20 protein-coding genes are annotated in these 24,538 nt (G+C 72.6%); 8 read left to right on the top strand and 12 right to left on the bottom strand.

Annotation, left to right across the window (positions count from 1 at the left end):
* Window positions 1-67 precede the first annotated feature (67 nt).
* On the top strand, window positions 68-913 hold the full coding sequence (locus ACFO4E_RS25175; protein ID WP_465263143.1) for a helix-turn-helix transcriptional regulator: 846 nt from the start codon (window positions 68-70) through the stop codon (window positions 911-913).
* A gap of 216 nt (window positions 914-1,129) precedes the next feature.
* Here the strand turns inward: ACFO4E_RS25175 and ACFO4E_RS25170 are convergent, their stop codons facing one another.
* The 3 genes from ACFO4E_RS25170 to ACFO4E_RS25160 all read right to left on the bottom strand — a co-directional run bounded on the left by ACFO4E_RS25170 (window position 1,130) and on the right by ACFO4E_RS25160 (window position 3,428).
* Window positions 1,130-1,624: a hypothetical protein gene (locus ACFO4E_RS25170; protein ID WP_378578888.1), complete on the bottom strand. Its 495-nt coding sequence runs from the start codon at window positions 1,622-1,624 to the stop codon at window positions 1,130-1,132.
* Window positions 1,625-1,779: 155 nt separating this feature from the next.
* Window positions 1,780-2,550, bottom strand: a complete 771-nt coding sequence (locus tag ACFO4E_RS25165) for an SDR family oxidoreductase (protein WP_378578886.1) — start codon at window positions 2,548-2,550, stop codon at window positions 1,780-1,782.
* On the bottom strand, window positions 2,547-3,428 hold the full coding sequence (locus ACFO4E_RS25160) for an NAD(P)-dependent oxidoreductase (RefSeq protein ID WP_378578883.1): 882 nt from the start codon (window positions 3,426-3,428) through the stop codon (window positions 2,547-2,549). Before ACFO4E_RS25160 ends, ACFO4E_RS25165 begins: the two co-directional genes overlap by 4 nt.
* A 164-nt stretch (window positions 3,429-3,592) precedes the next feature.
* Here ACFO4E_RS25160 and ACFO4E_RS25155 point away from each other — a divergent pair, with 164 nt between their 5' ends.
* Complete coding sequence (locus ACFO4E_RS25155; protein WP_378578881.1) at window positions 3,593-6,874, top strand: BTAD domain-containing putative transcriptional regulator; 3,282 nt, start codon at window positions 3,593-3,595, stop codon at window positions 6,872-6,874.
* Window positions 6,875-7,122: 248 nt separating this feature from the next.
* Here the strand turns inward: ACFO4E_RS25155 and ACFO4E_RS25150 are convergent, their stop codons facing one another.
* A complete protein-coding gene (locus ACFO4E_RS25150; RefSeq protein WP_378578879.1) occupies window positions 7,123-8,070 on the bottom strand; it encodes an SDR family oxidoreductase in 948 nt (315 codons plus the stop codon).
* Between the two features lie 688 nt (window positions 8,071-8,758).
* Between ACFO4E_RS25150 and ACFO4E_RS25145 the strand changes: the two genes are divergently transcribed.
* On the top strand, window positions 8,759-9,616 hold the full coding sequence (locus ACFO4E_RS25145) for a MerR family transcriptional regulator (RefSeq protein WP_378578877.1): 858 nt from the start codon (window positions 8,759-8,761) through the stop codon (window positions 9,614-9,616).
* Between the two features lie 117 nt (window positions 9,617-9,733).
* Entirely contained in the window at window positions 9,734-10,474 is a 741-nt protein-coding gene (locus ACFO4E_RS25140; protein ID WP_378578875.1) for a GOLPH3/VPS74 family protein, read from the top strand.
* Here ACFO4E_RS25140 and ACFO4E_RS25135 read toward each other — a convergent pair.
* The 6 genes from ACFO4E_RS25135 to ACFO4E_RS25110 all read right to left on the bottom strand — a co-directional run bounded on the left by ACFO4E_RS25135 (window position 10,471) and on the right by ACFO4E_RS25110 (window position 15,521).
* The gene (locus ACFO4E_RS25135; RefSeq protein WP_378578873.1) at window positions 10,471-10,692 is read right to left on the bottom strand and encodes a hypothetical protein; all 222 of its coding nucleotides are present in this window, start codon (window positions 10,690-10,692) and stop codon (window positions 10,471-10,473) included. The genes ACFO4E_RS25140 and ACFO4E_RS25135 overlap by 4 nt on opposite strands.
* 584 nt (window positions 10,693-11,276) lie before the next feature.
* Window positions 11,277-11,882, bottom strand: a complete 606-nt coding sequence (locus ACFO4E_RS25130) for a helix-turn-helix transcriptional regulator (RefSeq protein ID WP_378578871.1) — start codon at window positions 11,880-11,882, stop codon at window positions 11,277-11,279.
* A 511-nt stretch (window positions 11,883-12,393) separates the two neighbouring features.
* Window positions 12,394-13,146: an AfsA-related hotdog domain-containing protein gene (locus ACFO4E_RS25125; protein ID WP_378578869.1), complete on the bottom strand. Its 753-nt coding sequence runs from the start codon at window positions 13,144-13,146 to the stop codon at window positions 12,394-12,396.
* A gap of 13 nt (window positions 13,147-13,159) precedes the next feature.
* Window positions 13,160-13,441: a hypothetical protein gene (locus ACFO4E_RS25120; protein ID WP_378578868.1), complete on the bottom strand. Its 282-nt coding sequence runs from the start codon at window positions 13,439-13,441 to the stop codon at window positions 13,160-13,162.
* On the bottom strand, window positions 13,435-14,181 hold the full coding sequence (locus ACFO4E_RS25115; RefSeq protein ID WP_378578866.1) for an SDR family NAD(P)-dependent oxidoreductase: 747 nt from the start codon (window positions 14,179-14,181) through the stop codon (window positions 13,435-13,437). The genes ACFO4E_RS25120 and ACFO4E_RS25115 overlap by 7 nt, the downstream gene beginning before the upstream one ends.
* On the bottom strand, window positions 14,178-15,521 hold the full coding sequence (locus ACFO4E_RS25110) for a class I adenylate-forming enzyme family protein (protein ID WP_378578864.1): 1,344 nt from the start codon (window positions 15,519-15,521) through the stop codon (window positions 14,178-14,180). Before ACFO4E_RS25110 ends, ACFO4E_RS25115 begins: the two co-directional genes overlap by 4 nt.
* Window positions 15,522-15,838: 317 nt before the next feature.
* On the opposite strand from ACFO4E_RS25110, the gene ACFO4E_RS25105 reads away from it, so the two are divergent.
* Window positions 15,839-16,528, top strand: a complete 690-nt coding sequence (locus ACFO4E_RS25105; protein ID WP_378578862.1) for an HAD family hydrolase — start codon at window positions 15,839-15,841, stop codon at window positions 16,526-16,528.
* A gap of 67 nt (window positions 16,529-16,595) precedes the next feature.
* Entirely contained in the window at window positions 16,596-17,852 is a 1,257-nt protein-coding gene (locus ACFO4E_RS25100; protein ID WP_378578860.1) for an MFS transporter, read from the top strand.
* A gap of 89 nt (window positions 17,853-17,941) precedes the next feature.
* On the opposite strand, the gene ACFO4E_RS25095 is transcribed toward ACFO4E_RS25100, so the two are convergent.
* Window positions 17,942-18,247 (bottom strand): YciI family protein, encoded by a 306-nt coding sequence (locus ACFO4E_RS25095; protein ID WP_378578858.1) that lies wholly within the window; start codon window positions 18,245-18,247, stop codon window positions 17,942-17,944.
* A 229-nt stretch (window positions 18,248-18,476) separates the two neighbouring features.
* Between ACFO4E_RS25095 and ACFO4E_RS25090 the strand changes: the two genes are divergently transcribed.
* Both ACFO4E_RS25090 and ACFO4E_RS25085 read left to right on the top strand, forming a co-directional pair.
* On the top strand, window positions 18,477-20,042 hold the full coding sequence (locus ACFO4E_RS25090) for an FAD-binding oxidoreductase (RefSeq protein WP_378578856.1): 1,566 nt from the start codon (window positions 18,477-18,479) through the stop codon (window positions 20,040-20,042).
* A gap of 155 nt (window positions 20,043-20,197) precedes the next feature.
* Complete coding sequence (locus ACFO4E_RS25085; protein WP_378578854.1) at window positions 20,198-21,871, top strand: vanadium-dependent haloperoxidase; 1,674 nt, start codon at window positions 20,198-20,200, stop codon at window positions 21,869-21,871.
* Window positions 21,872-22,090: 219 nt separating this feature from the next.
* Here the strand turns inward: ACFO4E_RS25085 and ACFO4E_RS25080 are convergent, their stop codons facing one another.
* Entirely contained in the window at window positions 22,091-22,840 is a 750-nt protein-coding gene (locus tag ACFO4E_RS25080) for an AfsR/SARP family transcriptional regulator (RefSeq protein ID WP_378578852.1), read from the bottom strand.
* Window positions 22,841-24,538 lie beyond the last annotated feature (1,698 nt).

The raw sequence follows: 24,538 nt of genomic DNA, 5'->3' as shown, positions 1-24,538 counted from the left end.
ACCGACGATCCGTGGTCGCCGCGGTGGCCGGGCGGTAGAAAGGAAGCCGTACCGCGGGAGGAGACGCATGGTGATCGATCGAGCCGGGTTGGCGGCCTTCCTCCGGCGCCGCCGGGAGTCGCTGCAGCCCGAGGACGCCGGCCTCCCGCGCGGGCAGCGCCGCAGGACCAGCGGGCTGCGCCGCGAGGAGGTCGCCGCGCTCTGCCACATGTCGACCGACTACTACACCCGCCTGGAGCGGGAGCGCGGCCCGCGGCCGTCCGTGCAGATGATCGCCTCGATCGCGCAGGGCCTGCACCTCTCCCTCGACGAGCGCGACCACCTGTTCCGCCTCGCCGGGCACAACCCGCCCGCCCGCGGCGTGGTCAGCGAGCACATCAGCCCCGGCATGCTGCGCATCCTCGACCGCCTGGACGACACCCCCGCCGAGATCGTCACCGAACTCGGGGAGACGCTGCGCCAGAGCCCGCTCGGCGTCGCACTCACCGGCGAAACGACCCACTACACCGGCCCGGCGCGCAGCAAGGGCTACCGCTGGTTCACCGACCCTGGCACCCGGGAGCTGTACGCACCCCAAGACCACTCGCTGCTCTCCCGGATGTACGCCTCCGGCCTGCGCCAGATCGCCACGCTGCGGGGCCCCGGCTCCCGGGCGGCGCACTACGCCGATCTCCTCCTGGAACAGAGCGAGGAGTTCCGCGGCCTCTGGGACGAGCACGAGATCGGCGTCCACCCCAGCGAGGTCAAACGCTTCATCCACCCCAAGGTCGGCGCCTTGGAACTGAACTGCCAGACGCTGCTCGACCCCCACCAGTCGCACCGCCTGTTCGTCTACACCGCCGTCCCGGGCACCGAGAGCCACGAAAAGCTGCGGCTCCTCTCCGTCGTCGGCGTGCAGGCCCTCCACGGATGACCCCGGCCCCCCGGCCGGACGCCCACTGCCCGCACGGACGACGGTGACCCCGCCGGCAGGGGGTGGGACCCCTTCCGGGGTCCCACCCGACGATGGCGGAGCCGCTGGGGCCGGGCCCCGGATGTCGCGACCGCGTCACCGTCGGTGACGGTCCGGTTCGCGCTGTCGGGGACCGGAGGATCAGCGGGCGACCGCCATCGTCGTGTCGTGAGCGGATCAGCGGAACGTGAAGGTGGCGTCAACGGACGCCGGGTCGGGGCACAGGAAGCTGCCGTCGTACAGCGGGATGTCGGCGGTGGTGCTGTACGTGCGGGTGTCGCCCTCGCGCTCCACCGGCAGGTCGACCGCCTGGTAGCGGCAGGTGATGCCGATGATCGTCACGGAGATGTCCAGCAGGTCCGCGGTGAGGGTGCCCGCGGAGTCGTCGAAGGACACGTTCGGATCGTTGTTGAGGGCCGCGGTGGTGCTGCCCTCGCAGGTGAGGTTGCCGCCGGACGGGTTGATGCTGGTGCGGTCGACGGTGAGGCCGTTGGGAGCCTGGTCGCTGGTGATCCCGTCGGTCCAGCTGCACGACTGGCCTTCGGCCGAGATCGTGCCGTCCACGCGGCCTTCGGCCGCGGCGGCGGGGCTTGCGGCGAGGGCGGTCAGGGCCAGAGCGCCGAGGAGGACGCCGACGGGTCTGGGGGAGAGGGGGGAGAAGGTGCGGGTCACTGCGCTTACCTCCGTGTGGGGGAGTGGAGGTTACCGCCCGGTGTTTCCGGCCGGTAATTTACCCGACAGTAATTAAACGTTGACGGCGCGTCAATCCCCCGAAGGGCGGGCGAATCCGGCCCCGGCGAGCGGCCGGGGCCGGCGCGGGCCGGCGGTCAGGTCCCGGCCATGATCCCCTGGCCGAGGCCGCCGTCCACGGGGAACTCGATCCCCGTCGTGAACGTCGCCTCGAACGCCAGGAACAGCACCGCCGCCGCGAACTCCTCGACCGTCCCGTGCCGCCGCATCGGAGTGGTGGCGTCCCCCTCCTTCTTGAAGGCGGCCCGTTCGGCGTCGGTCCACGACGCGACGGCCATGGTCGGGGTGTCGATGTAGCCGCCGCTGACCGCGTACACCCGGATGTTCCGGGGCAGCAGCTCCGCGGCGAAGGAGCGGGCGAACGAGGCGACGGCCGCCTTCGCCCCCGAGTAGGCCGACATCCCGGGGTAGCCCATCGAGTTCGCCACCGAGGTGCTGAAGACGATCGCTCCGCCGTCGGCGACCAGTGGGGCCAGGCGCTGCACGGTGAAGAAGGCGCCCTTGGTGTTGACGTCGAACGTGCGGTCGTAGCTGGCCTCGGTCACCTCCTCCAGCGTCTCGATGCTGGCCACGCCGGCGTTGACGAGCAGGAGGTCGACGGTGCCGAACTCCGCCTCGACCAGGTCGCCCAGCGCGTCGATGTCGGCCGGGCTCGCGATGTCGGAGCGGACGGCGTGCACCGCGGCGCCGAGCGTCCCGCGGACCGATTCGATGTTGCGCTCGTCGTACCCGGTCAGCAGCGTCCGCGCGCCGCCGTTCAGGAGCGCGTCGACCACGCCCCGCCCCATGCCGTGCGTCCCGCCGATGACCACGGCGTTCTTTCCCGCATATCCGCCCGGCCCGCTCACCGTGCCTCCGCCCGGATCGACTCGATCGCGCGGGAGAGGCTGGCGCCGCCGTGGCCCTCGGCCACCTGCCGGTCGATCAGGGCCTTGAGCGGTGTGAGGCTGTCGAACCCGACCCCCTGCGCCTTCCCGGCCGCGAGAATGGCGTCGATCCCCCACTGGTTGATGTTCAGGGTCGACGTCTCGGTGTCGTATTCGCGGACGTCCATCTCCTGGGCGAACTGCGGCAGGACCGCGGCGGCCCCCGCCAGCCACCCCACCAGGACGCCGGTGATCTCGGCCGCCGTGATCCCCGAGGACTCGGCGAGGGCGACGCTCTGGAAGAAGCCGCCGAACATCCCGTACATCCCGGCGAGCACCGCCACGTCGTACACCGACGCGGTCTCCGGGGCGGCGCCGACGTGCCGGCCGGTGCCCAGCAGGTCCAGGCGTTCGCGGTGGGCCGCATAGGCGCCGGGGTCGCCGCTGAACAGGATCGTCGCCTCGGGGGTGCCGATCGTCTCGGGCACGGCCAGGGCCGCGGCGTCGAGGTAGGTGCCGCCCTGCCCGGCGATCCGCGCGGCCGCCTTGCGCGCGACGTCCGGTGTGCCGGAGGTGAGGTTGACCAGGACACGGCCGGCGAACGCGCCGTCGGCGGCGTCGAGGATCGCGTCCAGCGCCGGGTGGTCGATCACGACCGCGATGACCAGGTCGCCGGCCGCGACCGCTCCGGCGGCCGTGGCGGCGACGGCCGCGCCTTCGGCCGCAAGGGCATCGGCCCTGTCCGGCGACCGGTTCCACACCGTGGTGGGGTGGCCGTTGCGGAGGAAGGCGCCGGCCACCGCCCGCCCGAGGTTCCCGAGGCCGAGGACGGTGACGGCCGGTTTCGCCGATGTGTCCATGGTGGTGGTCCTTCCGTGTTCTCGCCGACCGGCCCGATGCCGGTCGCTCACGACACGGCCGACTCTGCCGGGCGGCGCTGCCGATCGGCTGCCGGTCCACTGCCGGTGCCGGTGCCGGCGACGGCCCGCCCGCACCGGCGGCACGGCGCGGATATGCTCACGGCATGCGATTCGGCGTGCTCGGCCCGCTCGAAGTGCGGACGGCCGCCGGCGCCCCCGTCCCGGTCCCCCAGTTGAAGGTGCGGGCGTTGCTGGCCGCCCTGCTGGCGGCCCCGGGGCGTCCCGTCCCGGCCGGCCGGCTGATCGACGACCTGTGGGGCGACGACCCGCCGCGCCACCCCGGGAACGCGCTCCAAGGCAAGGTCGCGCGGCTGCGTCGGGCACTGGCCGACGCCGAGCCCGACGGCGGCCGGTCCGTCGTGGCGCAGGCGGGGGGCTATCTGCTGCGGACCGGGCCTGATGACGTCGACGCGTCCAGGTTCGCCGTCCTGACCGAACGGGCCCGCGCAACGGGCGACGTCCGGTCGCGTGCGGCCCTGCTCACCGAGGCGCTGGAGCTGTGGCGCGGCCCGGCCTTCTCAGACTTCGCCGAGGAGCCGTTCGTCCTGTCCGCCGCGGCCCGCCTGGAGCAGGGCCGGCTGCTCGCGCTGGAGGATCTCGCCGAAGCGCGGCTGGAGCTGGGCGAGCACGGGCAGCTGGCCGCGGAACTCGGCGCCCTGGTGGTCGGCCACCCGCACCGGGAACGGCTCCGCGCCGTACACATGCGCGCCCTCTACCGCGCCGGGCGGCAGGAGGAGGCGCTGGCCGGCTACGCCGACCTGCGCCGCCATCTCGCCGAGGAACTGGGCGCCGACCCCGGCGCCGACCTCGCCGCCCTGCACGAGGCGATCCTGCGGCAGGACCCGGACCTGGCCGCCGCCCCCGCACGCCACCGGACGAACCTGCCCGCACCGGTCGCCGACCTGATCGGACGGGACGCCGATATCGCCGGCACCCGGGACCTGCTGGAGTCGGGCCGCCTGGTCACCCTCACCGGCCCGGGCGGGGTCGGCAAGACCCGCTTGGCGGTGGAGACCGCGGCGCGGCTGGCCGGCGCCTACCCCGACGGGGTGTGGCTCGTCGAACTCGCCGGGATCGCCCCTGCTGACGAGGGGCAGGTGCTGTGCACCGTGGCGGAGGCGGTCCTGGCGATCCTCGGCATCCGTGAGACCGGGCCGAGCCCCTCGCACGAGGGCGGGCCGCGCGCTATGGCCGACCGGCTGGCGCACGCGCTGCGGGACCGGCGGCTGCTCCTCGTCCTGGACAACTGCGAACACGTCGTCGCCCCCGTCGCACGGCTGGCCGAGCGGCTGCTGCGCGGTGCTCCCGGCCTGCGGATCCTGGCGACCGGAAGGGAACCGCTCAGGCTCGGCGGGGAGCTGGTGCGCGCCGTCCCGCCCCTGGAGACCCCGCCCCCCGACGCCGATGCCGATCCGGCGGCCCTGCGCGGATTCGCCGCCGTCCGCCTCTTCCTGGCTCGGGCCGCGGACGCGCCCGGCTTCACGCTCGACAGCGGCAACGCGGCGGTCGTCGCCGCGCTGTGCCGGCGGTTGGACGGGATCCCGCTGGCCGTGGAGCTGGCCGCGTCGCGGGTCCGCACGCTGGGCGTCCACGGGCTGGTGGCCCGACTGGACGACCGGTTCGGGCTCCTGGTGGACGGCTACCGCGACGCCCCGGAGCGGCAGCGCACACTGAGGGCGGTCATCGACTGGAGCTGGGACCTGCTCACGGCGGCCGAGCGAACCGTGCTGCGCAGGCTCGCGGTGCACGCCGACGGCTGCGCCCTGGATGCGGCCGAGGCGGTGTGCGCGGGTGGCGGGGTGCGGCCCGGCGACGTGCTCGACCTGCTGGGACGGTTGGTGGACCGGTCGCTGGTCACCCTGGCCGACCGCGCGTCCGGCCCCCGGTACCGCCTGCTGGAGTCGGTCCAGGAGTACTGCGCCGAGCGGCTGCGCGACGCCGGCGAGCTACCCGCGGTCCAGGAGGGCCATCGGGACCACTACATCGGGCTGGCCGAACGCGCCGGGCCGCTGCTGCGCGGCCCCGGCCAGCGCGCGTGGCTGGAGCGTCTGGACGACGAGAGCGCCAACCTGCGCCGCGCGCTGGAGCACGCCGTCCACGAGGGCGCGGCGGAGCCCGCGCTGCGGCTGGTGAACGCGCTGGCCTGGTACTGGGTGCTGCGCGGTCGGCTCATCGAGGCGCGCCGATCGGTGGAGTCGGCCCTGGCCCTGGACGGCGGGGCGCCGGCGGCACGCGCGGCGGCGCTCGCTTGGCGGGCCGGCTTCACCCTCTTAGAGGGCAACGGCACCGCCGGCTCCCGGCACGCCCGCGAGGTCGTCGCGCTCTACGGGCGGACCGGCTCGCCGGCCGACCGCGCCGCGGCCCTGTGGTTCCTCGGCTTCGCGCAGATGGGCCTCGACCTGGAAGGCAGCGAACGCCTCGTGGACCGGGCCCTGGCGGACTACCGCGCGCTGGACGATCCCTGGGGCACCGCCGCGGCGCTGAGCCTGCGCGCCCGCCACGCGCTGGCCCGGAGCGACCTGGAGTCGGCACGTCGCGACGGGCGGGAGAGCGCGCGGCTGTTCGGCGCGCTCGGCGACGGCTGGGGGCAGGTGCAGACGGTGTTCCCGTTGGCGACACTGGCCGTGATCACCGGCGACCACGCAGAGGCGGCCCGCCGGTACCGCGAAGGGCTGCGCCTGTCCGAGGAGCTGGGGCTGTGGACGGACGCGGTCAAGCAGCTGTGCGGGCTGGGCCGGGTCGCCCTGCTGACCGGCGACGCCGCGCGGGCGCGGGCGTTCCATGAGCGGGCCCGCGACCTGGCCCGCGAGCAGAATTTCCGGTCCGGTGAGGTGAACGCCGAGATCGGCCTCGGCCTCGGGGACCGCAGGGAAGGCCGCCTCGACGCGGCCGAGTCCCGGATGCGCGGCCTGCTCGACTGGTACCGCGCGGTGGCCTTCGGGCCGGGCGGCGCCTTGGTACTGGCGGAGCTCGGGTTCATCGCCGAGCAGCGCGGCGACGCCGCTGCGGCGCGGACGCTGCACCTGGAGGGGCTGGCCGCGGCGCGCGGTCTCGGCGACCCGCGGGCGGAGGCGCTGGCACTGGAAGGACTGGCCGGTGCACGGGCCCTGGCCGGGCACCCCCGCCACGCCGCCGTACTGCTGGGCGCGGCGGCCGCGGCCCGGGCCTCCGCCGGCGCCCCGCTGCCGCCCGCCGAACGCGGCGACGTCGACCGCATCACCACGACCGCCCGGGCCGCCCTGGGCGACCCCGCTTTCACCGCGGCGTTCACGACCGGAACCGGGCTCGCCCCCGAGGCCGCCGTCGCCCACGACGCCCCGCGGAGCACCGGGCCGGGGTCCTCGGGACTCCCCCGGAGCCCGAGCGGGAGCCCGGCGGGGCCATGACGGTCGATCCCTGTGATCCGGTCAGGCGCCGATGTGAGCGCTTGTACTGCGAGAAGTGCCGTGGGCGTCGTCGCCCACCGCGATGTCGCTGAGCACCTCGGACGCGGCCGGCTCGTCCCCGCAGGTGGCAGATCGCATGTGAGTGCTCCTGTGGCGGTGCGGTGGCCATTCCGGCGGCATTCCGGTGGCCGCTCCGGGGGTGCCGTCAGCGGACAGGCGGCCCCCGGGGGGCCGGGAGCGCCAGGGCGTCAGGTGGCGGCGGGGATCGGGGTCTTGGTGAGCTGTTCGGAGATCCGCCAGATGCGGGCGGCGTCGTCGCTGCTGCGCAGGGGGGAGTACAGCCGTTGTTCGGCGGGCGGGCCGCCGAGGTTGCCGGGGCCGCTGGGCCCGTAGAGGGCGCCGGGCTTGGCGTCGGGAGCGGTGGCGGCCATCAGGGCGGGCAGTTTCGCGGTCTCGGCGGTGCCGAGCAGGATTCCGCGGGCGGAGAGCGCGCGGATCAGGCGGATCTGGGGGGTGTCTCCGCTGCGGCCCAGCTCGGGGCGGGCGGCCAGCAGGCTGGTTGGGGCCACTCCGGGGTGGGAGATGTTGCTGGTGATGCCCCAGCCGTGGGCCTTGCTTCGGCGGTCCAGTTCCAGGCCGAACAGCCCGAACGCGACCTTGGAGTGGCCGTAGGCGCGGAAGCCGTGGTACGAGAGTTCCCAGTTCAGGTCGTCCCAGTTGATGGCGCCCCGTCTCGCGGCGACGCTGATCTGGGAGGTCACATGGGCGCGGCCCGCGCGCAGCAGCGGGAGGAGGTGGGCGACCAGGGCGAAGTGGCCCAGGTGGTTGGTGCCGAACTGCAGCTCGAACCCGTCGGCGGTGGTCTGCCGGTTCGGCGGGGTCATCACGCCGGCGTTGTTGATGAGGAGGTGGATGGGCCCGCCCTCGTCGAGCAGGGTCGTGCCGAGGGCCGCGACCGACTCCAGCGAGGACAGGTCGAGGTCGCGCAGCGAGACCTTCGCGTCGGGGACCTGCGCCCGGATCTGCGCGATCGCGTTCGCGCCCTTGCGGGGGTTGCGGACGGGCATGACCACCTCCGCGCCGGCCGCCGCCAGCCGTGTGGCCATTCCCAGGCCCATGCCGTCGCTGGCGCCGGTGATGAGCGCGCGCTTTCCGGAGAGGTCGGGGACGGAGATGTCGATCGGTCGACGTGGCATGGTCGTGCTCCTCGCGGTGTCGTTCGGATACCGACCATGGCCCAAGCCGCCGGGGGCATCCAGGGACTGCTGATCCGTGGTTGCGCGGTCCGCCGGTACCGCGGGTCCGACACGGACCCGGCAGCGGTCACGGGATCGTGCCGCCCGCGACCGGCGGGGACCCTCCGCCGACCTGCCCCGCCGGATCGCGGACGAGGTACTCGGCGTCGGCGGCATCCGCGGAGGGCCGCCGGACGGCCACCGCGGCGGTGCGGTCCGTGCCGTCAACGCCGTCTGAATCCGGTCCCACATTCGGTCCCACGGTTCAGCCCCTATGGGAGACCCGAGAGGGCGACCGGCCGAGCCGGGGGATCGGGAGGTCTTGGATGCGTTTCCACGCTCGCCGAGGATCGACGCCATGGCCCGAGCGCGCAACGGGCGGGAAGGCGGCTGATCCGTCGGGGAAGGCGGCCGCCGTGCCGGGGCCGGCCCGCGGAATCGGCGCCTTCACGTGCGCACGCTCGCTCGCGCGAAGCGAAAGCCCTGTCCTCGGAACACGGCCACGCCGGGAGGAAGTGCGCCCAGTACCGAGGTGTTACGGTGCCACTCGCCACCGCACACCCCCACGTCGACGACGGAGGGAATCGGGACCGGACAACTCACCGGTCGATGGACGACGTGCACGCGGTAAGCGCGGGAGGGAGACGACGTGGCATGGAGCACACGTGAGCTCGCCGAACTGGCGGGCACCACGGTGAACACCATCCGGCATTATCACCGGCTCGGACTGCTCGACCAGCCCGAGCGCAGATACAACGGATACAAGCAGTACGGCGTGCCGGACCTCGTGCACCTCCTGCGCATCCGGCGGCTCGCCGCGCTGGGGATTCCGCTCGCGCGGATCGGAGAGGTGGCGGCGGGCGGCGACCGCACCCATGACGTGCTGCGGGCACTCGACGCGGAGCTCGCGGCGAGCATCGAGCGCCGGCAGCGGGCCCGCGCCGATATCGCGGCCATCCTGCCCGACAGCGCGCCGGCCGATGTGCCCGCGGGATTCGAGTCCGTCGCGTCGCGCCTGTCGCAGGCCGACCGCTCGATCGTCCACATCTACACGCGGTTCTACGACGAGGACGCGCTGTCGGACCTGCGGCGGATGATCGAGGCCGACACCGACACCGTCGGGGACGACATCAACGCCATGCCGGCCGACGCGGACGAGGCGACCCGGCAGCGCCTCGCAGAGCGGCTCGCGCCGATTCTCGCCCGGAACCTCGTCGACTACCCCTGGCTGAGCGATCCGGCGGCGCGCTTCACGAAGAGCGAGCATGCCACCCGGCAGACGATCATCGAAGCGCTGATCGAGCTGTACAATCCCGCCCAGATCGACGTGCTCCGCCGTGCCGGCGTTCTCGCGCACGAGCGGCTGCGCGCCGCGAGCGAGGCGAGCGAGGCGGTCGACGACACCGATCGGCGGTCGCCGCCCGCAGGACTTGACCGTGTTCCGAGAACACGGTCTGTACTGGTGCCGAGTCGAGACGGATCGCGACATCCGCGCCATCCAGCGTGAGGAGTCTCGCCGCGGATCCGATCGAGACCCTCGTCCCGAACCGTGGCGGGATTCCCTCGCGACGCCGGCGTGTTCCCGATCGACGACCGACCGATCGACGACCGAAAGGAACGACCGATGACCGAGCACTCCGACGAGCCGTCCGCCGACGCCGAGACCGGGACGCCCGGCGGGGCGGAACGGCTCGGGGCCCCGACGCTGGCGGAGGATCTCCTGCTCCTCCTGTTCCAGCCGCGTACCGGGACCATCGCCGGTGAGAACACGCTCTTCTACACCCTCGCGGGAGCGGTGCTCGCCGACCTCGCGCTCGGCGATCACGTGCGGACCGAGTCCGGCCGGGGCGGGACGACCCGGCTGGAGCCGGTCGAGGAGCACCCGCCGTCGGACGGCGTCCTCCGCTCCGCGTGGGACTACGTCTCCGAGAAGCCCCGGGGCGTCCAGACGGTCCTCGCCGCGATCGGGCCGACGTTGCGCGGCCCGCTCCTGGACAGGCTCGTCGAACGCGGCGACATCCGCCGCGAGAGCCGCAAGGCGCTCGGCCTGTTCACCACGACGGTGCTCCACGGCGACGGGAGCGGGCGGCGGGCCCGCCTTCTCGAGGACGTCCGCGACGTGCTCGTCGAAGGCGCGGAACCGCAGGCCCGGGTCGCGGCACTCGCGGCGCTGCTCTCGGCAAGCGGGACGCTCCCGCAGTTCCACCGGGAGATTCCCTGGACCTCGCCCGTGATCACCCGCGCCAAGGAACTCGAACAGGGCAACTGGGGAGCCGGTGCCGCCGCCGAAGCGGTCACCCGCACCGTCACCGCGACCGTCGTCAACAATGTCGTCATCGCGGCGGCCGTGCTGCCCAACACCTAGGGAACGGGCCGCGTCTTCGACGTGCGTGCCGACCGGTCTCGTCCGTGGTGCTCCTTGAGGTGACGCAGCAGCGTGTCATGCCGGAACCGGTAGTGCGCCCCGAGTTGGCGCAGCACCTCCCAGCGATGCGCATCGGCGAGGAAGGTCCCCAGCCGTGCCGGCCCGGGGGCGGCCGCCGTGGACAGCCCGGTCCGCGGCTCGGCGAGCGGCTCCTCCATGGCGGCCCGCAGGTCGCCGTGCTCGGTGAGGAATCCGCGCAGCCGCGTCTCCCAGGTCGCCTCCTGCCGGATCGCCTCCCGCTCCAGCCCCGGCTCCGACGCGGCTTCGAGGGCGGTGGCGGACCGTTCGAGCTCGGTGCCGACCGCCTGTTCCGCGGCGGAACAGCGCCGGCACCTTCTTCACCGGCTCGGTGACGCCCGTCACCATGGTCTGCACGATCGCCTTGGCCAACTCGGTTTCGAGGGTGCCCGTGGGGTCGGACACGCTTCCTCCTTCGGGACGGGGGATCGCGGGACCGGAAGGCGGGTCTTTGCGGGTGGGCGCTGTTCTTCGCGGGTGGGCACAGTGTGACGGGCGCGGGTCCATCAGCGCGACGGGGCGGCGGGCCGGTCCGTTCCTCCCCTTCCGCCACGGTCGCCTGTCTGCTGAGACAGGCGAAGACCCCTGTGCGGTCGCCTGCGGACCGCTCCGCCGGGCGGACTCACCACCCGGGCACGACCGGCGCCGGCCGGCAGGGCACGAAGGCACCGCCCCGCCGGCCGGAGAGCGGCGTCGACGCCCCCCGGCGGCCGGCCCCGCCACGTCAGCCTGCCCTGTCCTCGCGGATGTACTGCTGGTAGATGCCCTCTTGCAGGGCCTTGGCGACCGCGAGGGTCCGCGTCGCGCAGTCCAGTTTCGCGAGGATGTTGGCGACCAGCCGCTTGGCCCCGTGCACCGAGATGCCCAGCCGCCGGGCGATCTGCTTGTTGCTCAGCCCGTCGACGAGCAGCACCATGACCTGCCGCTCCCGTGGTGTGAGCCGTATGGCCGGAGCCGGGCCCACGGCCCGGCCCGGTGTCTCGCGTGCCCTGGCCATCAGGCCGCGGGCCAGGCGCGGCGACATCGGCACCTCCCCGACCCGCACGCGGGTGATCGCGTCGCGGAGCGAGTGCGTGTTGAGGTCGCCGATCGCCAGGAACCCGCTGCCCGCGATGTCGGCGAGGCGGCCGAGGTCGCCGAGATCGTCGTCGTCCACCAGCACCAGGATCGTCGCTCCGCGCTCGGCCGCCCCGTGCAGGGCCGTCGCCGCCGCTTCACCGATCTCCCGCAGGGCCACGATGAGGTCGGTGCGCGGGCCGACGTCGGAGGCCGCCTCCGTCGGGTCGCTGCACACACGGAGCTCGCCGATCTCCCGCAAGGACTGCAGCATCCGCTCGATGCCATAGCGCTGAAGTTCGTTTCCGACAGCTAAGACGACGCTCCGCAATGCCGTCGCGGTGACACATGGAAAGCCCATCGCAAGCCATCTCCCCTACCGTCGCGCCGCCTGGTGCCCCCCGTATGAGCGACCAACGGCCGGTGCGTGAATGCGCGGTCCGGCCTTCGGCGGCCGGACGCGGGCCAGATAAGCACCGAGGCATTGGTAAAGGGTTGAGTATGCGTTGAGACGCGGCGGGCACCGGCCGGCCGGAGGCGTGTCCTCGACCGGCCGCGGTGCATTCGGGCCGGTCACGCGCCTGCGCGTGCCCCGTCGAGGAGGGGGCCGGTGGCCGGAACCGGAAAGCGGTCTGGAACCAGGGTCGTGCGGTACGGGGACGTTGTCAATCCGCGCTGTGCGGGAGGCGCTACCGAGCGCGGGCGAGGACGCCGCCGGCGGGGCGGCGCGATCCGCGGATCGCCCCGCCCCGCCGACGGCCTATGCGCGGCGCGCCGGCCCGGGGTCAGCCCGCCGCCGCGTCGACGCCTTCGCGGGTGTGCCGCGACAGCGCGGCGCCGACCGAGGCGCGTGCGGCCATGGCCTCCTGCTTGGCGCAGATTCTCTCATCGATCACCCGGTACTCCGCCTCGATCTCCGCCGCAACGGCGTTGTTCTGCCGCACGGTGACCAGGCACCGGAACACCTGCTCCATCGCGTTGTCCGTGCGCTGGAGCAGCGCGTACTCGACGGTCGCGGGCAAGGGAAAGACGTATCGGTGAAAAGTGGAGGAGAACGAACTGAGGACGAAGCGGACCTTCGGCGACGCCTCACCGAGGAAGAAGCGTTCGGTGACCGCGGTCCACGTCTGCCGCGCCGCCTCCGTCAGCGCGATCCCCGGTATGTGCAGGCCGGTGAGGTGGTCCTCCAGCGTGTCGGCGTGCTCGTCGACCAGGAGTGCCGCCACGAACCGGTTCTCGCCGGCCCGCTCCGGCGCCGTGATCATCTCGTTCTTCGGCACGTGCTTGTGGGTGAGCCGCCGCCCCGCGGACCTCGCGCCGCCTCCGGTGATCCGGACGTCCGGACCATCCGGACCGGCGAGCCGCTCCAGTTCGTGACGCTGCGCGGCGGACATGCCCTGCCCCGCTACGACGACGGACCCGGGCGGCACGTCCCCCGACCGCAGGCGCTCGGACAGCGCCGAGACCGAGACCGTGCCGCGGGTGCCGAGGAACTCCTCGAAGCGGTCGCCGACGACGACCAGCGTGTCGTGAGCCATGGGTGTCCTCCGGTCAGCCGGCCTGGGCGGTCGCGGCGAGCGCGTTCTCGTACACCGAGACCAGGTCGTCGACGGTCGCGACGTCGGACAGGAGCACGTCGCCATCGGCGAACGGGTCCACCTCGAAGACGCCCTCGTTCTCGATGAGCAGCCGCGCCAGCATGAGCGAGCTCAAGCCCAGTTCGTGAAGGGCCAGCCCGCCGGGGACGTCGCGAACCGGACCGCCGGCCTCGGCGAGGATGTCGCGGATCCGGGCCGTGATCGCGGCCCGGACATCGATGGTCTTCTCTAGCATGTGATTCCTCCGTCTACCACGATTGACTGTCCGGTGATGAACGACGACGCCGGCGAGGCCAGGTAGAGCACGGTGTCGGCGACCTCGTCGGCGCTGCCCAGCCGCCCGAGCGGCGTCCGGCGGCGGATCCGCTCGCGGTTGGCGTCGGTGACCCGCGTCGTCATCTCGCTGTCGAAGAACCCCGGGACGACCGAGTTGACCCGGATGTTCACCGCGCCCAGCTCGCGCGCCAGGCTCCGGGTGAGCGCGTCGACGCCGGCCTTCGCGGCCGAGTAGACCGCCACCCCGCGGTGGCCGCGGATGGCGTTGATCGAGGAGACGTTCACCACCGCCCCGCCGCCGGTACGCGTCATCGCCCGCGCGCAGGCCTGGGCCAGGACGATCGGCGACGTCAGGTTGGTCGTGACCAGCGTGTCGATCGTCTTCATCGGGATGGTCAGGAACAGGTCCTGGTGCAGCACGCCGGCGTTGTTGACCAGCAGGTCGATCCGGCCGAACCGGCGCACGACGGCCCCGACCGCCTCCGGCAGGGTCTGCGGCTCGTTGAGGTCGACCGCCTGCCAGAGGAAGGCGTCCCCCGCGGCCGCGGCGGTCTCCTCGATGAACGCGCCGCGCGACCGGCTGAACGTGGCCACCCGCCATCCCTGGCCGAGGAGCCGCTCGACGATGATCCGGCCCAGCCCGCGGCTGCCGCCGGTGACGACGGCGACCTTCGCCGCGCCGTCCGCGGGCGCGGTCACGCCGGGTTCCTGATCTTCTTGAAGCGGTCGGAGTGCTGCGGCCGGGCCGATACCTCGACGACGGCGGGGACCTTGAACGGCTCCAGGCGCCGCAGGCAGTGCTCCCGCACCCGGCGGGCGACGGCCCGGGCGTCCTCGTCGAGGTGCAGCCGCACGACCGCCTTGACCACCATGCCGGTGACCGGGCTGGGCCGGCCCGCCACCGTGGCCTCGGCGATGTTGTCGACCTCCAGCACGACGCTCTCGACCTCACTGGGGTAGACCTTCTCGCCGCCCACGTTGATGATCTCGGAGGTGCGGCCGAGGATGCGGACGTAGTCGCCGTCGACCTCCACCTGGTCCTGGGTGTTGAAGAAGCCGTCCTCGTCGAAGGGCGCCGGGGCGTTCAGGTATCCGAGCATCGCCATCTCCGAGCGGATCCACAGGACCCCGTCGATGATCTTGTGCTCGAAGCCCGCGGTGCCGAGCTTGACCCACAGCGAGTCGTTGCTCTTGGACCGGGTGGGCAGGATGCCGAGTTCGGACAGCCCGTAGGTCTGCTTCAGCCGGACCTGCGGGAGGGCCGCCGCCAGGCGCTGGAGGGTCTGTTCCGGCATCGGCTCGGTGCCGTAGGTGATCAGCTCCAGGGAGCCGGTGGGATACCGCTCGTGGACCCGCGAGATGAGCACCATGTTCAGGAACGTGGGTGTGGTCGGCAGGACCTGGACCCGGTGCTCGGCGATCGCGGCGAACACGGTGTCGGGGGAGCGCTCCGGCACCGTGACCACGGTTCCGCCCGTGCTGAGCGTGTGCAGGAGCGTGTTGATCCCGCCGATGTGGTCGAGGTTGAGGAAGGACAGGATCCGCTGGGCCTTGCCGGAGTCGCGGTAGCGCGCGAGCATCGCGTCGAAGTCGAGCACGGACGCCTTGCTCCGGCCCGAAGTGCCCGAGCTGAACAGCACGAGCCCCGGTCCGCCGGACGCGCGCAGCCGCTCGTACAGCTCGTGCGCCGCGGTGCGTCCGGTGCGCTCGCAGCGCCGGACCCCGCGGTCGTCGACGCGGATGACGACCTCGACCGATGCGACGTCGAGGAACTCCTCCCGCTTGGCCTCCGGCAGCGGAGTGAGGGGGACGACGATCGCGCCCCGCGCCGCCAGGGCGATCAGGCCCGCGCAGGCGAGCGGCGACGACACACCCTCGATCGTCGCCACCTCACCGCGGCGCACCTCGTGCTCGTCCAGGAACGCGTCCCAGTCGGCGACCAGGCGCAGCAGTTCGCCGTATTCGTGGACCGCGCCGTTGAAAACGATCGCTTCAGCGCCGGCGAAGGCGCTCATCTTCTCGATGAGAGTAAGGCTCACATTCCCCTCCATGAGGAATCGGCCGGGAATTGTCGGACGACGGTTCTCGGTCGTGTACCGACCCTAGATCGCGCGCGGAATTTCGAAAGTCCCCAGGCAAGCACCCCAAGAAAGCACGCCGGGGAAGCACCCACCCGTGCTAGGCCGGATGGCCCGGCCGGACGGGCATCCCGGTCGGGGATCGCGGCCTAGCCATATGGCCACCTCTCCTCACCCTTGCCGGGCGGGCGGTGCTTGGCCACAGTTATACGGGGCGGGTGCCGCCCGCAACGGACACCGCACGGCCACCGTGGACCAGGGGAGGGTGAGGTGGAGAAATGAAACCCCGGCTTCGGGCTGCGTTCTTCGACGTCGACGAGACCGTCATCACCGCGAAGAGCATGTTCGATTTCCTTCGCTACTGGATGGAGCGGAACGGCGGCGGCGACACCGAATACGAAAAGACCGCGGGGCGGCTGCGCGATCTGGCGCACAATGGCGGGCTCCCGCGGACCGAGGTGAACCGGGCGTACTACCGGCTCTTCGCCGGGGTGCCGATGGCGGAGCTGACCGACGCGGGGCGCGCCTGGTACGCGGAGTACCGCGAGCGGCCGGCGGCCTTCGTGGCGGCGAGCCTCGACGCGCTCGCCGCCCACCGCCGGGCGGACGACCTGGTCGTGCTGGTCTCCGGGTCGTTCCGGGGGTGCCTCGAACCGATCGCCGCGGATCTCGGGGCGCACCTCGTGCTGTGCACCGAGCCGCTCGCCGGCGACGACGGGATCCTCACCGGAGAGGTGCGGCAGCCCATGATCGGAGCGGCCAAGGCCGACGCGGTACAGCGGACGATGACCGAACTCGGCCTCGACCCCGCCGGCTGCTCCGCCTACGGCGACCACGCGACGGACCTGGACATGCTGACCCGTGTCGGCCGGCCCTCGGTCGTCGGCGAGGATCCGGTGCTGCGCGACCACGCGCTGGGCAACGGGTGGCCGGTCCTGCCGGCCGTCCAGGCGGGGAGCGCGACGTGACCGGCCGCGCCGGCGCGCTGCGGCGCTCCGGCCGGCGCTCCGGCGGAACGACGGGGGGCGGGCGGACATGACGGACGGTCCGGGAACGGGTCGGGGCGAATCGGCGTCCGCGGACGTCCGGCCGGCGCCGCCGTCGACCCCGCCACCACCGCAGCCCGCCGGCCGGGCGCTCGTCGCCATGATGGCGTTCGCCACGGGTGCGGTCATCGCCAACCTCTACTACGCGCAGCCGCTGGTGGACCGGCTGGCCGAGGTGTTCGAGTCCGGGTCCGGTGCGGTCGGCCTGGTGATCACGGTGACCCAGATCGGCTACGCGATCGGACTGGCCACCCTCGTACCGCTCGGCGACCTGGTCGAGCGGCGGCGCCTGCTCGCGGTGCTCCTCGGCGCGGCGACGCTCGGCATGGCCGCCATGGCGGCCGCCCCGTCACTGGCGATCCTCGGGGCCGCCGCGGCGATCGTCGGGCTGACCTCGGTGGCCGTGCAGGTCATCGTGCCGTTCGCGCATGTCCTCGCCGCGGACGGCCGCCAGGGCCAGGTGGTCGCCACCGTGATGAGCGGGCTGCTGCTGGGCATCCTGCTGTCGCGCACCGTCGCCGGAGTGGTGGCGGAGCTCTTCGGCTGGCGCGCGGTGTTCGTCCTCGGCGCCCTGCTCTCCGCCGCCATCGCGGTCGTGCTGTGGCGGACGCTGCCGACGGTCGTGCCGACGACGCGCCTGGGCTACCCGGCGCTGCTGATGTCGGTGGTCCGGCTCGTGCGGGAAGAACCGGTGCTGCGGCTGCGCATCGTCTACGGCGCCCTGACCTTCTCCACGTTCAGCGTCTTCTGGACGAGCGCGGGGTTCCTGCTCGCGGAGCGCCCCTACGACTGGAACAACGCCGAGATCGGCGCGTTCGCGCTGTTCGGGGTCATGGGCGCGCTGGCCGCCAAATTCGCCGGCCGGCTGGCCGACCGCGGCTGGGCGACGTGGACCACCGGCTTCTTCGTGCTGATCACCGCGCTGTCCTACGTGCTGATCGGTGCGGGCGCGACCTCCCTGGCGGCGCTGGTCATCGGCGTGGTGCTGATGGACATGGGCGTCCAGGGCACGCACATCAACAACCAGAACCTCATCTTCGCCCTCCGCCCGGAGGCGCGCAGCAGGCTCAACACCGCCTACATGGTCGCGTACTTCCTGTCCGCGTCGGTCGGCAGCGCCCTGTCCGCCTACGTCTATGCCGCCCACGGGTGGATCGGCGTGTCGGTCCTGGGAGCGGCCTTCCCGGCGGTCGCCTGCGCGGTATGGCTCGCGGAGATCTCCCTCGGCCGCCGCCGCGCGGCCTGAGCCGGTACGCGCCGGGGACGGGGCCGGGAGGCCGAGGCGGCGGCCTTCCGCGCAGAGGGGGCCGCCGCCCGTTCCCGGACGCCCGGGGGTCAGTCCCGGACGAGCGGAACCGGCGCGTTCGCCGACGCGGAGAACGGGTGGATCCGCACTTCCGCCCACACGCCTTCGGTGATGAAGGGGTCGTCGGCGAGGTAGCTCTGCACCCGGTGCCGGTCCTCGGCGGCGACCACGAGGAGGCTGCCGACCGCGGCGGTGCCGTCGTCGCTCATCAGCCGCCCGTAGACGAGGGGGACCACGTCGCCGGGGGCGCGCAGCCGGGCGGAGTGCGCGGCCCGCGCACTCTCACGTGACCCCGACGATCCGGGGGCGTCCAGGCAGTGCACGGCCCACAGCATCGCTTCTCCTCCCGCCACGCCGCACCGGGAGGTCCGGGCGGCGGCGATTCCGCGGGCCGAGCCTAGATCGGCGGGGGCCGGCCGTTCAATTGCCCGGTCGGCGGTGTCCACGGGACACCCCCGTGAGGCGCCCGAACGGGTACCCCAACCGGCCATTCCCGGCACAGGCGTTCTCCGTCAGGCTCGCATCAGGTCAGCAGCGGTCGAGCCCCAGAGAGGACACCGTCACATGGCGCGCAGACTCCCGCCCGGCGTCTCCGGGACGCGTTTCGCGACAGCGGTCGAGGCGTTCCGGCGAGCGCTCGGCGACTCGTGGGTGCTGACCGACGGACCGGAGCTCGCCGGCTACAACGACCCGTTCCCGGTCCTGGACGCCGACCACTTCTCCCCGTCGGCGGTCGTCCTGCCGGCCACGGTCGAGGAGGTCCGGGCCGCTGTCGGGATCGCCAACCGGTTCTCGATCCCCCTGGCCCCGATCTCCCGCGGCAAGAACCTCGGCTTCGGCGGGCCGGCGCCGCGCCTGCCTGGTGCGGCCGTGCTCGACCTCAAGCGGATGAACCGCATCCTCCAGGTCGACGACCGGCTCGGCTTCGCCGTGGTCGAGCCCGGGGTGACCTTCATCGACCTCGCCGCCCATCTGCACGAGCACGACATCGGCTTCCGGCTGGACGTGCCGGACCTGGGCTGGGGCAGCGTCCTCGGCAACACCCTGGAACGGGGGATGGGCTACACGCCCTACAGCGACCACTTCGCGATCCAGTGCGGGATGGAGGTCGTGCTGCCCGACGGCGAGGTCGTGCGCACGGGTATGGGGGCGCTGCCCGGCAGCAGGACCGCGCAGGTGTACCCCTACGGCTACGGCCCCTCCTACGACGGGATGTTCACCCAGTCCAACTTCGGCGTCGTGACGAAGATCGGCCTGTGGCTGCTGCCGGAGCCGGCGGGGTACCGGGCGTACATGATCACGCTGCCCCGCGAGGAGGACCTTGGCCCGTTCGTCGAGATCCTGCGGCCGCTGCGCCTCGACCGCACGATCTCCCACGTGCCCTCCATGCGCAGCGTGCTGCTCGACGCCGCGGCGCAGGGGCCGAGATCGGCGTACTTCTCCGGCGACGGCCCCATCCCGGACAGCGTGGTGCGGCGGATCATGGCCGACCAGCGCATCGGCATGTGGAACTTCTACGGGGCCCTGTACGGAACCGATGAGTCGATGGACGCCCAGTGGTCCGTCGTCCGCGACGCCTTCTCCGCGATCCCGGGGGCGCGGTTCCACTTCGCCGGCGAGCACGACAGCCCCGTTCTCGCCGCCCGCGCCGAGATCATGGCCGGCCGGCCCAACCTGGAGACCGCCGGCATCTTCCAGTGGCTGGACAACGCCGGCCACATCGACTTCGCGCCCATGGCCCCCGCCACCGGCGAGGACGCGCTCGGGCTCTATGAGCTGGCCCGCGATCTCTACCGCGAGTTCGGCAAGGACTACATGGGCAACTTCATCTTCGGTGAGCGCGAGATGCACCAGATCCACCTCATGATGTTCGACACCGAGGCGGCCGGCGACCGCAGGCGCACCCTTGAACTGTGCGAGGCGCTGATCGGCCGCGCCGCCGAGCGCGGCTACGGCGCCTATCGCGCGCACCCCTCGATCATGGACCGGGTGGCGGCCACCTTCGGCTTCAACGACCACGCCCTGCTGCGGCTGAGCGAGCGGATCAAGGACGCGCTCGACCCCAACGGAATCCTGGCCCCGGGAAAGCAGGGGATCTGGCCGCGACGGCTCCGCGGCACGGGCCACTGACCGCCGGCCTCCGGACCCCGGCCCCGCCCCGGCCGAAACGGCCACCGTGCGCCCCCGGTCACCGGGGGGCCGGCGCCGTGCATCGTTCTCTCCTCCCCCTCTCCTCCCTCCTCTCCGGCTCCCTCGCCGGGGAGCCGCGACATGAAAGGACGTCCATGCAGAACAACGCGAACCGCGGCCGATCCGCGGGGCCGGCCGACGCCATCGTCGACGACCCGGACACCACGGTGGCGGGGGTCGCGACCACGGCGCCCGACCGCGACGGCGAAGCCGGGACCGCGGTGGCGGTCCCGGCCCTGGCCGGCAGCGGCTTCCTCCGGCGCGGCACGGGCTACCGGATCCGGATCCGGGCCGCCAACCGCGCCTACCAGAGCCTGTTCCCCCGGCACCGCGACAACGGTGAGCACGAGGAGCCCTACCTGGCGTCCTACTCCAAGGGGCTGCCGCACGACGAGCACGGCGAGGTGGACCTGGACGCCTACGCCCTCTGGGACAGGGCGATGACCGACCCGAGCGTCGCGGCCTTCGAGCGGGTTCCGCGCGGCCTCCGCGACGGCCGGCCGCAGCTCAATCCGCTGAGCGCGTTCGGCCTGGACATCGAGGGCCCTGATTCACACGGGCTGGTGTGCCCCCCGGCTCCGCGTATGGACAGCCCTGAGTTCGCCGCCGAACTCGGCGAGGTCTACTGGATGGCGCTGCTGCGCGACGTCCCCTTCGTCGAATTCGACGACGCCCCCGCTCTGGTGCGGGCGGCCGCGGACGAGATGTCGTCGTTCTCCGGCTACGCAGGCCCGAAGCAGGGGGGCCGGGTCACGCCCCGCTCCCTGTTCCGCGGCACCTCGCGCGGCGACCTGGTCGGTCCCTTCCTCTCCCAGTTCCTGCTGCGCGACGTCCGCTTCGGCACGCACACGATCGTGCAGCGCCAGGACACGATCGAGCCCGTCGACTACGCCACCGATTTCGGGGAGTGGCTGGCGGTCCAGCGCGGTGCGGCGCGGGGGGTGGAACGGGACTACTCCACCACCCGCTACATCCAGACGCCGCGGGACCTCGCCCACTACGTGCACTTCGACCAGGCTTACCAGGCCTACCTCAACGCCGCCCTGATCCTGTTGAGCAGCGGGATCCCGAACTCCGAACTGCTGGACGCCGGCAACCCGTACCGGACGACCAGGGGCCAGACGGGGTTCGCGACCTTCGGGGGCCCGCACGTCCTCACCCTGCTGGCGGAGGTCGACACGCGGGCGCTGAAGGCGAACCTGTACCAGCAGTTCGTCGTCCACCGGCGGGCCCGGCCCGAGGCGTTCGGCGGCCGCATCGAGGTCCAGCTCAGCCGCGACCCGGGGCGCTACGACGGACTGATCCACCGCGAGCTGCTGGAGTCCGGCGCCCTTGACCGCACCCGCGCGAAGCACGGGTCCTACCTCCTCCCGCAGGCGCTGGGCATGGGGTCGCCGATGAGCCCGGAGTACCCGGCCGGCCACCTGGTCGTCGCGGGAGCGTGCGTGACCGTCCTCAAGGCGTTCTTCAACGAGAGCTGCCCGCTGCCGAACCCCGTCGTCCCCGACCGTGCGGGTACGGCGCTGGTGCCGTACACGGGGTCCGACGCCGACCGGCTCACGATCGGCGGCGAACTCAACAAGCTAGCCGCCAACATCGCCGCCGGCCGGTGCATGAGCGGCGTCCATGCGCGGCCGGGCACCTACCAGGAGGGCATCCGGGTGGGGGAGCAGGTCGCCATCGGGATCCTGCGCGACCAGCAGCCCACGACCCACGAGAAGGGCACGTTCAGCCTGACCACGTTCGACGGTGACCGGATCACCATCTGACCGGGGTCGACGGGGCCCGGCGCGGGCGCGTCCATCGCGCCGCGCCGGGCCGCTGCTCCACCGATGCCGCGAAGCAGGCATCGGGCCGGATGGGGCCGACCGGCCCCGCCGACGACACCCCGGCGCTGTGCGGTGCGCGCCAGCGGCCTCGTTGCCGCGGCGGCGCTCGGAAGGGGATCCGCGCGGCCGTCGGCGGGCGTCCTCCGGTGCCGGCGCTGCTCAGTGGCTCGTGAGTTTCGCGTGCAGCCGCTGGATCTCCGGCGCCGGAGCGATACCGAGATCCCGGTGGAGATTCGACTGGAGCCGCTGGTACGCCTGCAACGCCTCGGCCCGGCGGCCCGACCGGCAGAGGGATTCGATGAGCTCGGCGTGGAACACCTCGTTGTAGGGGTGGGACACGGCGAGCGACCGGAGTTCCGGGATGAGCTCCTGATCCCGGCCCAGGGCCTTCTCCGCCGTGATGCGCAGGTGGATGGCCTGGATCCGCATCTCCTCCAGGTGGATGGCGTGCGCGCCGAGCACGCCGCCGAAGCGGTCGTTCGCGATGGCGGGCCCGCGCCAGAGCGCCACCGCCGCGCGGAGATCCCGCGCCCCCGCCTCCGGTTCCCCGCCCTCCAGCCGCGCCCGTCCGCTCTCGACGAGCTGTTCGAACACCTTCGCGTCCACGCGGTCGTCGTCCACGAGGAGCACGTACCCGGCCTGCCGTGTCGCCAGAAGGTCGCGCCCGGCCGATGCCGGATCTTCGGCCAGGAGCCGGCGGATGTTGTGGATGTAGGTGCGCAGCGTTGTCAGAGCGCTGCGCGGCGGTTCGTCACCCCAGAGCTCCTCGATCAGCGTGTCGACGCCCACGACCGCGTTGTTCCTGATCAACAGGAGCACGAGCAGCTGCCTGGTCTTGGGCGCGTTCAACTGGAGGGGTCTATTGTCGGAGGTGAATATTTCAAGGGACCCGAGGATATTGAATCTCATGACCGTGTTCCCCGTGATTTTGGATCATGCCGCACCATCCCGGTTCGCCGAGTGGAAGTCGCGCGGTCGGCTGGTCTTCAACCCTGGAGCATGGACGGTATGCCGGTCGAACGGGTTGCAATTATCGATGAAGTGTACCCGGTCGGCGTCACTTTCTCACTGGGGTTGATACGGTGATCTTAAAACCATGTGATTGGACGCGGAAACGGACGTTTTCGTGATCGTGTGGCGCGTATTGCATGAAGGATCACGCTGTGTCGGCGACGTGCGCATGGCCGATAAGGAATCGATAAAGGCCCTGATGAAGCGAGCTTCCGGCGGCCGGGCGGACGGGCGCCCCTGATTCGCGCGATCATCGCGGCGCTCCTGCCGGGTGGGCGGCCGGAGTCGGCCAACAGCGCCTTCCGGTGGACGGGCCGTGGCCGGATCCGGCGCGTCGGCATCCGGCCCGACGTCGGAGGTCGCGGTGATCTTCGCCGAGGTGGCCGTGGCGGTGCCGGGTTCCGCCGCGGCGGTTCGGCCCGCCGGATCGTGTGCGGCACCGGCTGCCGGCCCGACGCGGTCCACCCAGGGTTCCGCCGGTGGAGGCCGGGCGTCCGTGTCCCCGACGGGGATCGGGGCGGCGGAACATCCGTCCGGCGTGACTCATTTTTCGCTGCGGCGCCGTCGGCGGATCGCGCTGGATGGAATGCGGCGGAGTCGCCGTTTCTGTATTGCGGATCGACGGAAATCCCATCCGGTACCGTTGTCCCGGTCGCATGAAAGGTCGCGTCTCTGCCATCGAATAAATTCATAGACGATGGTGAAACCGGATAAGCCAGTGGATTCTCCTGGATTTCACCGGCCCCGGATCAACCACCGGTCCCGTCGATTTCCACTGACCTCCGCCGGTTTCCGCTGGCTTCCGTTGATTTCCGGCGGTGGATCCGGCGGTGCGGGCCCGGAGTCCGCGGGTGGCCGCCCGGGGACCGGCGCGGAGTCGAGATTCCCCTCTTCCCGGCCGTGTGCGCAGGTCGGAGGGTGGTGTCCCGGCCGGGCAGCGGGCGGCGGACCAGCACACCGAGGAGCTCCAGGGCCGCGGTGCCGCCGCCAGGGCCGCCACATCGGCGGCGCTCCCACAGTGGACCGCCGCCCGCTGGGGAAAATTTCCCGTCCCCGGCGTCAAGGGGACGGGACCGCAATGGGCGCGCATGCCACCGTGGCGATCGTTCGCCGGCCGGCGGGTCGCTTCTCCCGCCCCCGGCGCGGATCGCGGCGTTGATACACGGATGCGATTTATCGTTCCCCGCCTGCGCCGACCGATACGCGTCCCCCCGGCGTCTCGGCCGCCCGCTGACCGCAACCGAAAATTCGCCGAAAAATGGACAGCCCCGTTGCATTTCCCGGCGCCCGCCGAGGGCGCCACAGGGCCCGCCCCTCACGCAGCCGAACCCGTCGGGCGAGACGGGGCGGGCCGAGGTGGCGAAAACAGGCCGGATGGCCGGCCGCGACCCGGTCCGTCGGCTCTGGGGTCCAGCGTCTCCACCAGCGTCCTCACCAGCGGCGATGTCGTGGATCGGATGGCCTGCGGGCCGGTCCGCCGCCGCGTTCGGAAAAAAGTTCGGCCGTGATGTCGATCGGGTCGTGTGCCGTTCGACGTCTGATCGAGAGGCGCCGAACACGGCGCCGTTGCACGGAGGAGAGCGACCCATGCCGAAG

Origin of the sequence: Nocardiopsis mangrovi, assembly GCF_042653925.1 — a bacterium.
GTDB lineage: Bacteria > Actinomycetota > Actinomycetes > Streptosporangiales > Streptosporangiaceae > Nocardiopsis_B > Nocardiopsis_B mangrovi.
Note: the sequence above shows the minus strand (reverse complement) of the source record. Positions and strands in the feature narration are given on the sequence as shown.

What these genes read in the sequence shown, in the direction of transcription:
- ACFO4E_RS25175 (WP_465263143.1), top strand. Translation starts at nt 68, where the DNA reads ATGGTGATCGATCGAGCCGGGTTGGCGGCCTTCCTCCGGCGCCGCCGG.
- ACFO4E_RS25160 (WP_378578883.1), bottom strand. Translation starts at nt 3,428, where the DNA reads ATGGACACATCGGCGAAACCGGCCGTCACCGTCCTCGGCCTCGGGAAC.
- ACFO4E_RS25155 (WP_378578881.1), top strand. Translation starts at nt 3,593, where the DNA reads ATGCGATTCGGCGTGCTCGGCCCGCTCGAAGTGCGGACGGCCGCCGGC.
- ACFO4E_RS25150 (WP_378578879.1), bottom strand. Translation starts at nt 8,070, where the DNA reads ATGCCACGTCGACCGATCGACATCTCCGTCCCCGACCTCTCCGGAAAG.
- ACFO4E_RS25140 (WP_378578875.1), top strand. Translation starts at nt 9,734, where the DNA reads ATGACCGAGCACTCCGACGAGCCGTCCGCCGACGCCGAGACCGGGACG.
- ACFO4E_RS25135 (WP_378578873.1), bottom strand. Translation starts at nt 10,692, where the DNA reads ATGGAGGAGCCGCTCGCCGAGCCGCGGACCGGGCTGTCCACGGCGGCC.
- ACFO4E_RS25130 (WP_378578871.1), bottom strand. Translation starts at nt 11,882, where the DNA reads ATGCTGCAGTCCTTGCGGGAGATCGGCGAGCTCCGTGTGTGCAGCGAC.
- ACFO4E_RS25125 (WP_378578869.1), bottom strand. Translation starts at nt 13,146, where the DNA reads ATGGCTCACGACACGCTGGTCGTCGTCGGCGACCGCTTCGAGGAGTTC.
- ACFO4E_RS25120 (WP_378578868.1), bottom strand. Translation starts at nt 13,441, where the DNA reads ATGCTAGAGAAGACCATCGATGTCCGGGCCGCGATCACGGCCCGGATC.
- ACFO4E_RS25105 (WP_378578862.1), top strand. Translation starts at nt 15,839, where the DNA reads ATGAAACCCCGGCTTCGGGCTGCGTTCTTCGACGTCGACGAGACCGTC.
- ACFO4E_RS25100 (WP_378578860.1), top strand. Translation starts at nt 16,596, where the DNA reads ATGACGGACGGTCCGGGAACGGGTCGGGGCGAATCGGCGTCCGCGGAC.
- ACFO4E_RS25095 (WP_378578858.1), bottom strand. Translation starts at nt 18,247, where the DNA reads ATGCTGTGGGCCGTGCACTGCCTGGACGCCCCCGGATCGTCGGGGTCA.
- ACFO4E_RS25090 (WP_378578856.1), top strand. Translation starts at nt 18,477, where the DNA reads ATGGCGCGCAGACTCCCGCCCGGCGTCTCCGGGACGCGTTTCGCGACA.
- ACFO4E_RS25085 (WP_378578854.1), top strand. Translation starts at nt 20,198, where the DNA reads ATGCAGAACAACGCGAACCGCGGCCGATCCGCGGGGCCGGCCGACGCC.
- ACFO4E_RS25080 (WP_378578852.1), bottom strand. Translation starts at nt 22,840, where the DNA reads ATGAGATTCAATATCCTCGGGTCCCTTGAAATATTCACCTCCGACAAT.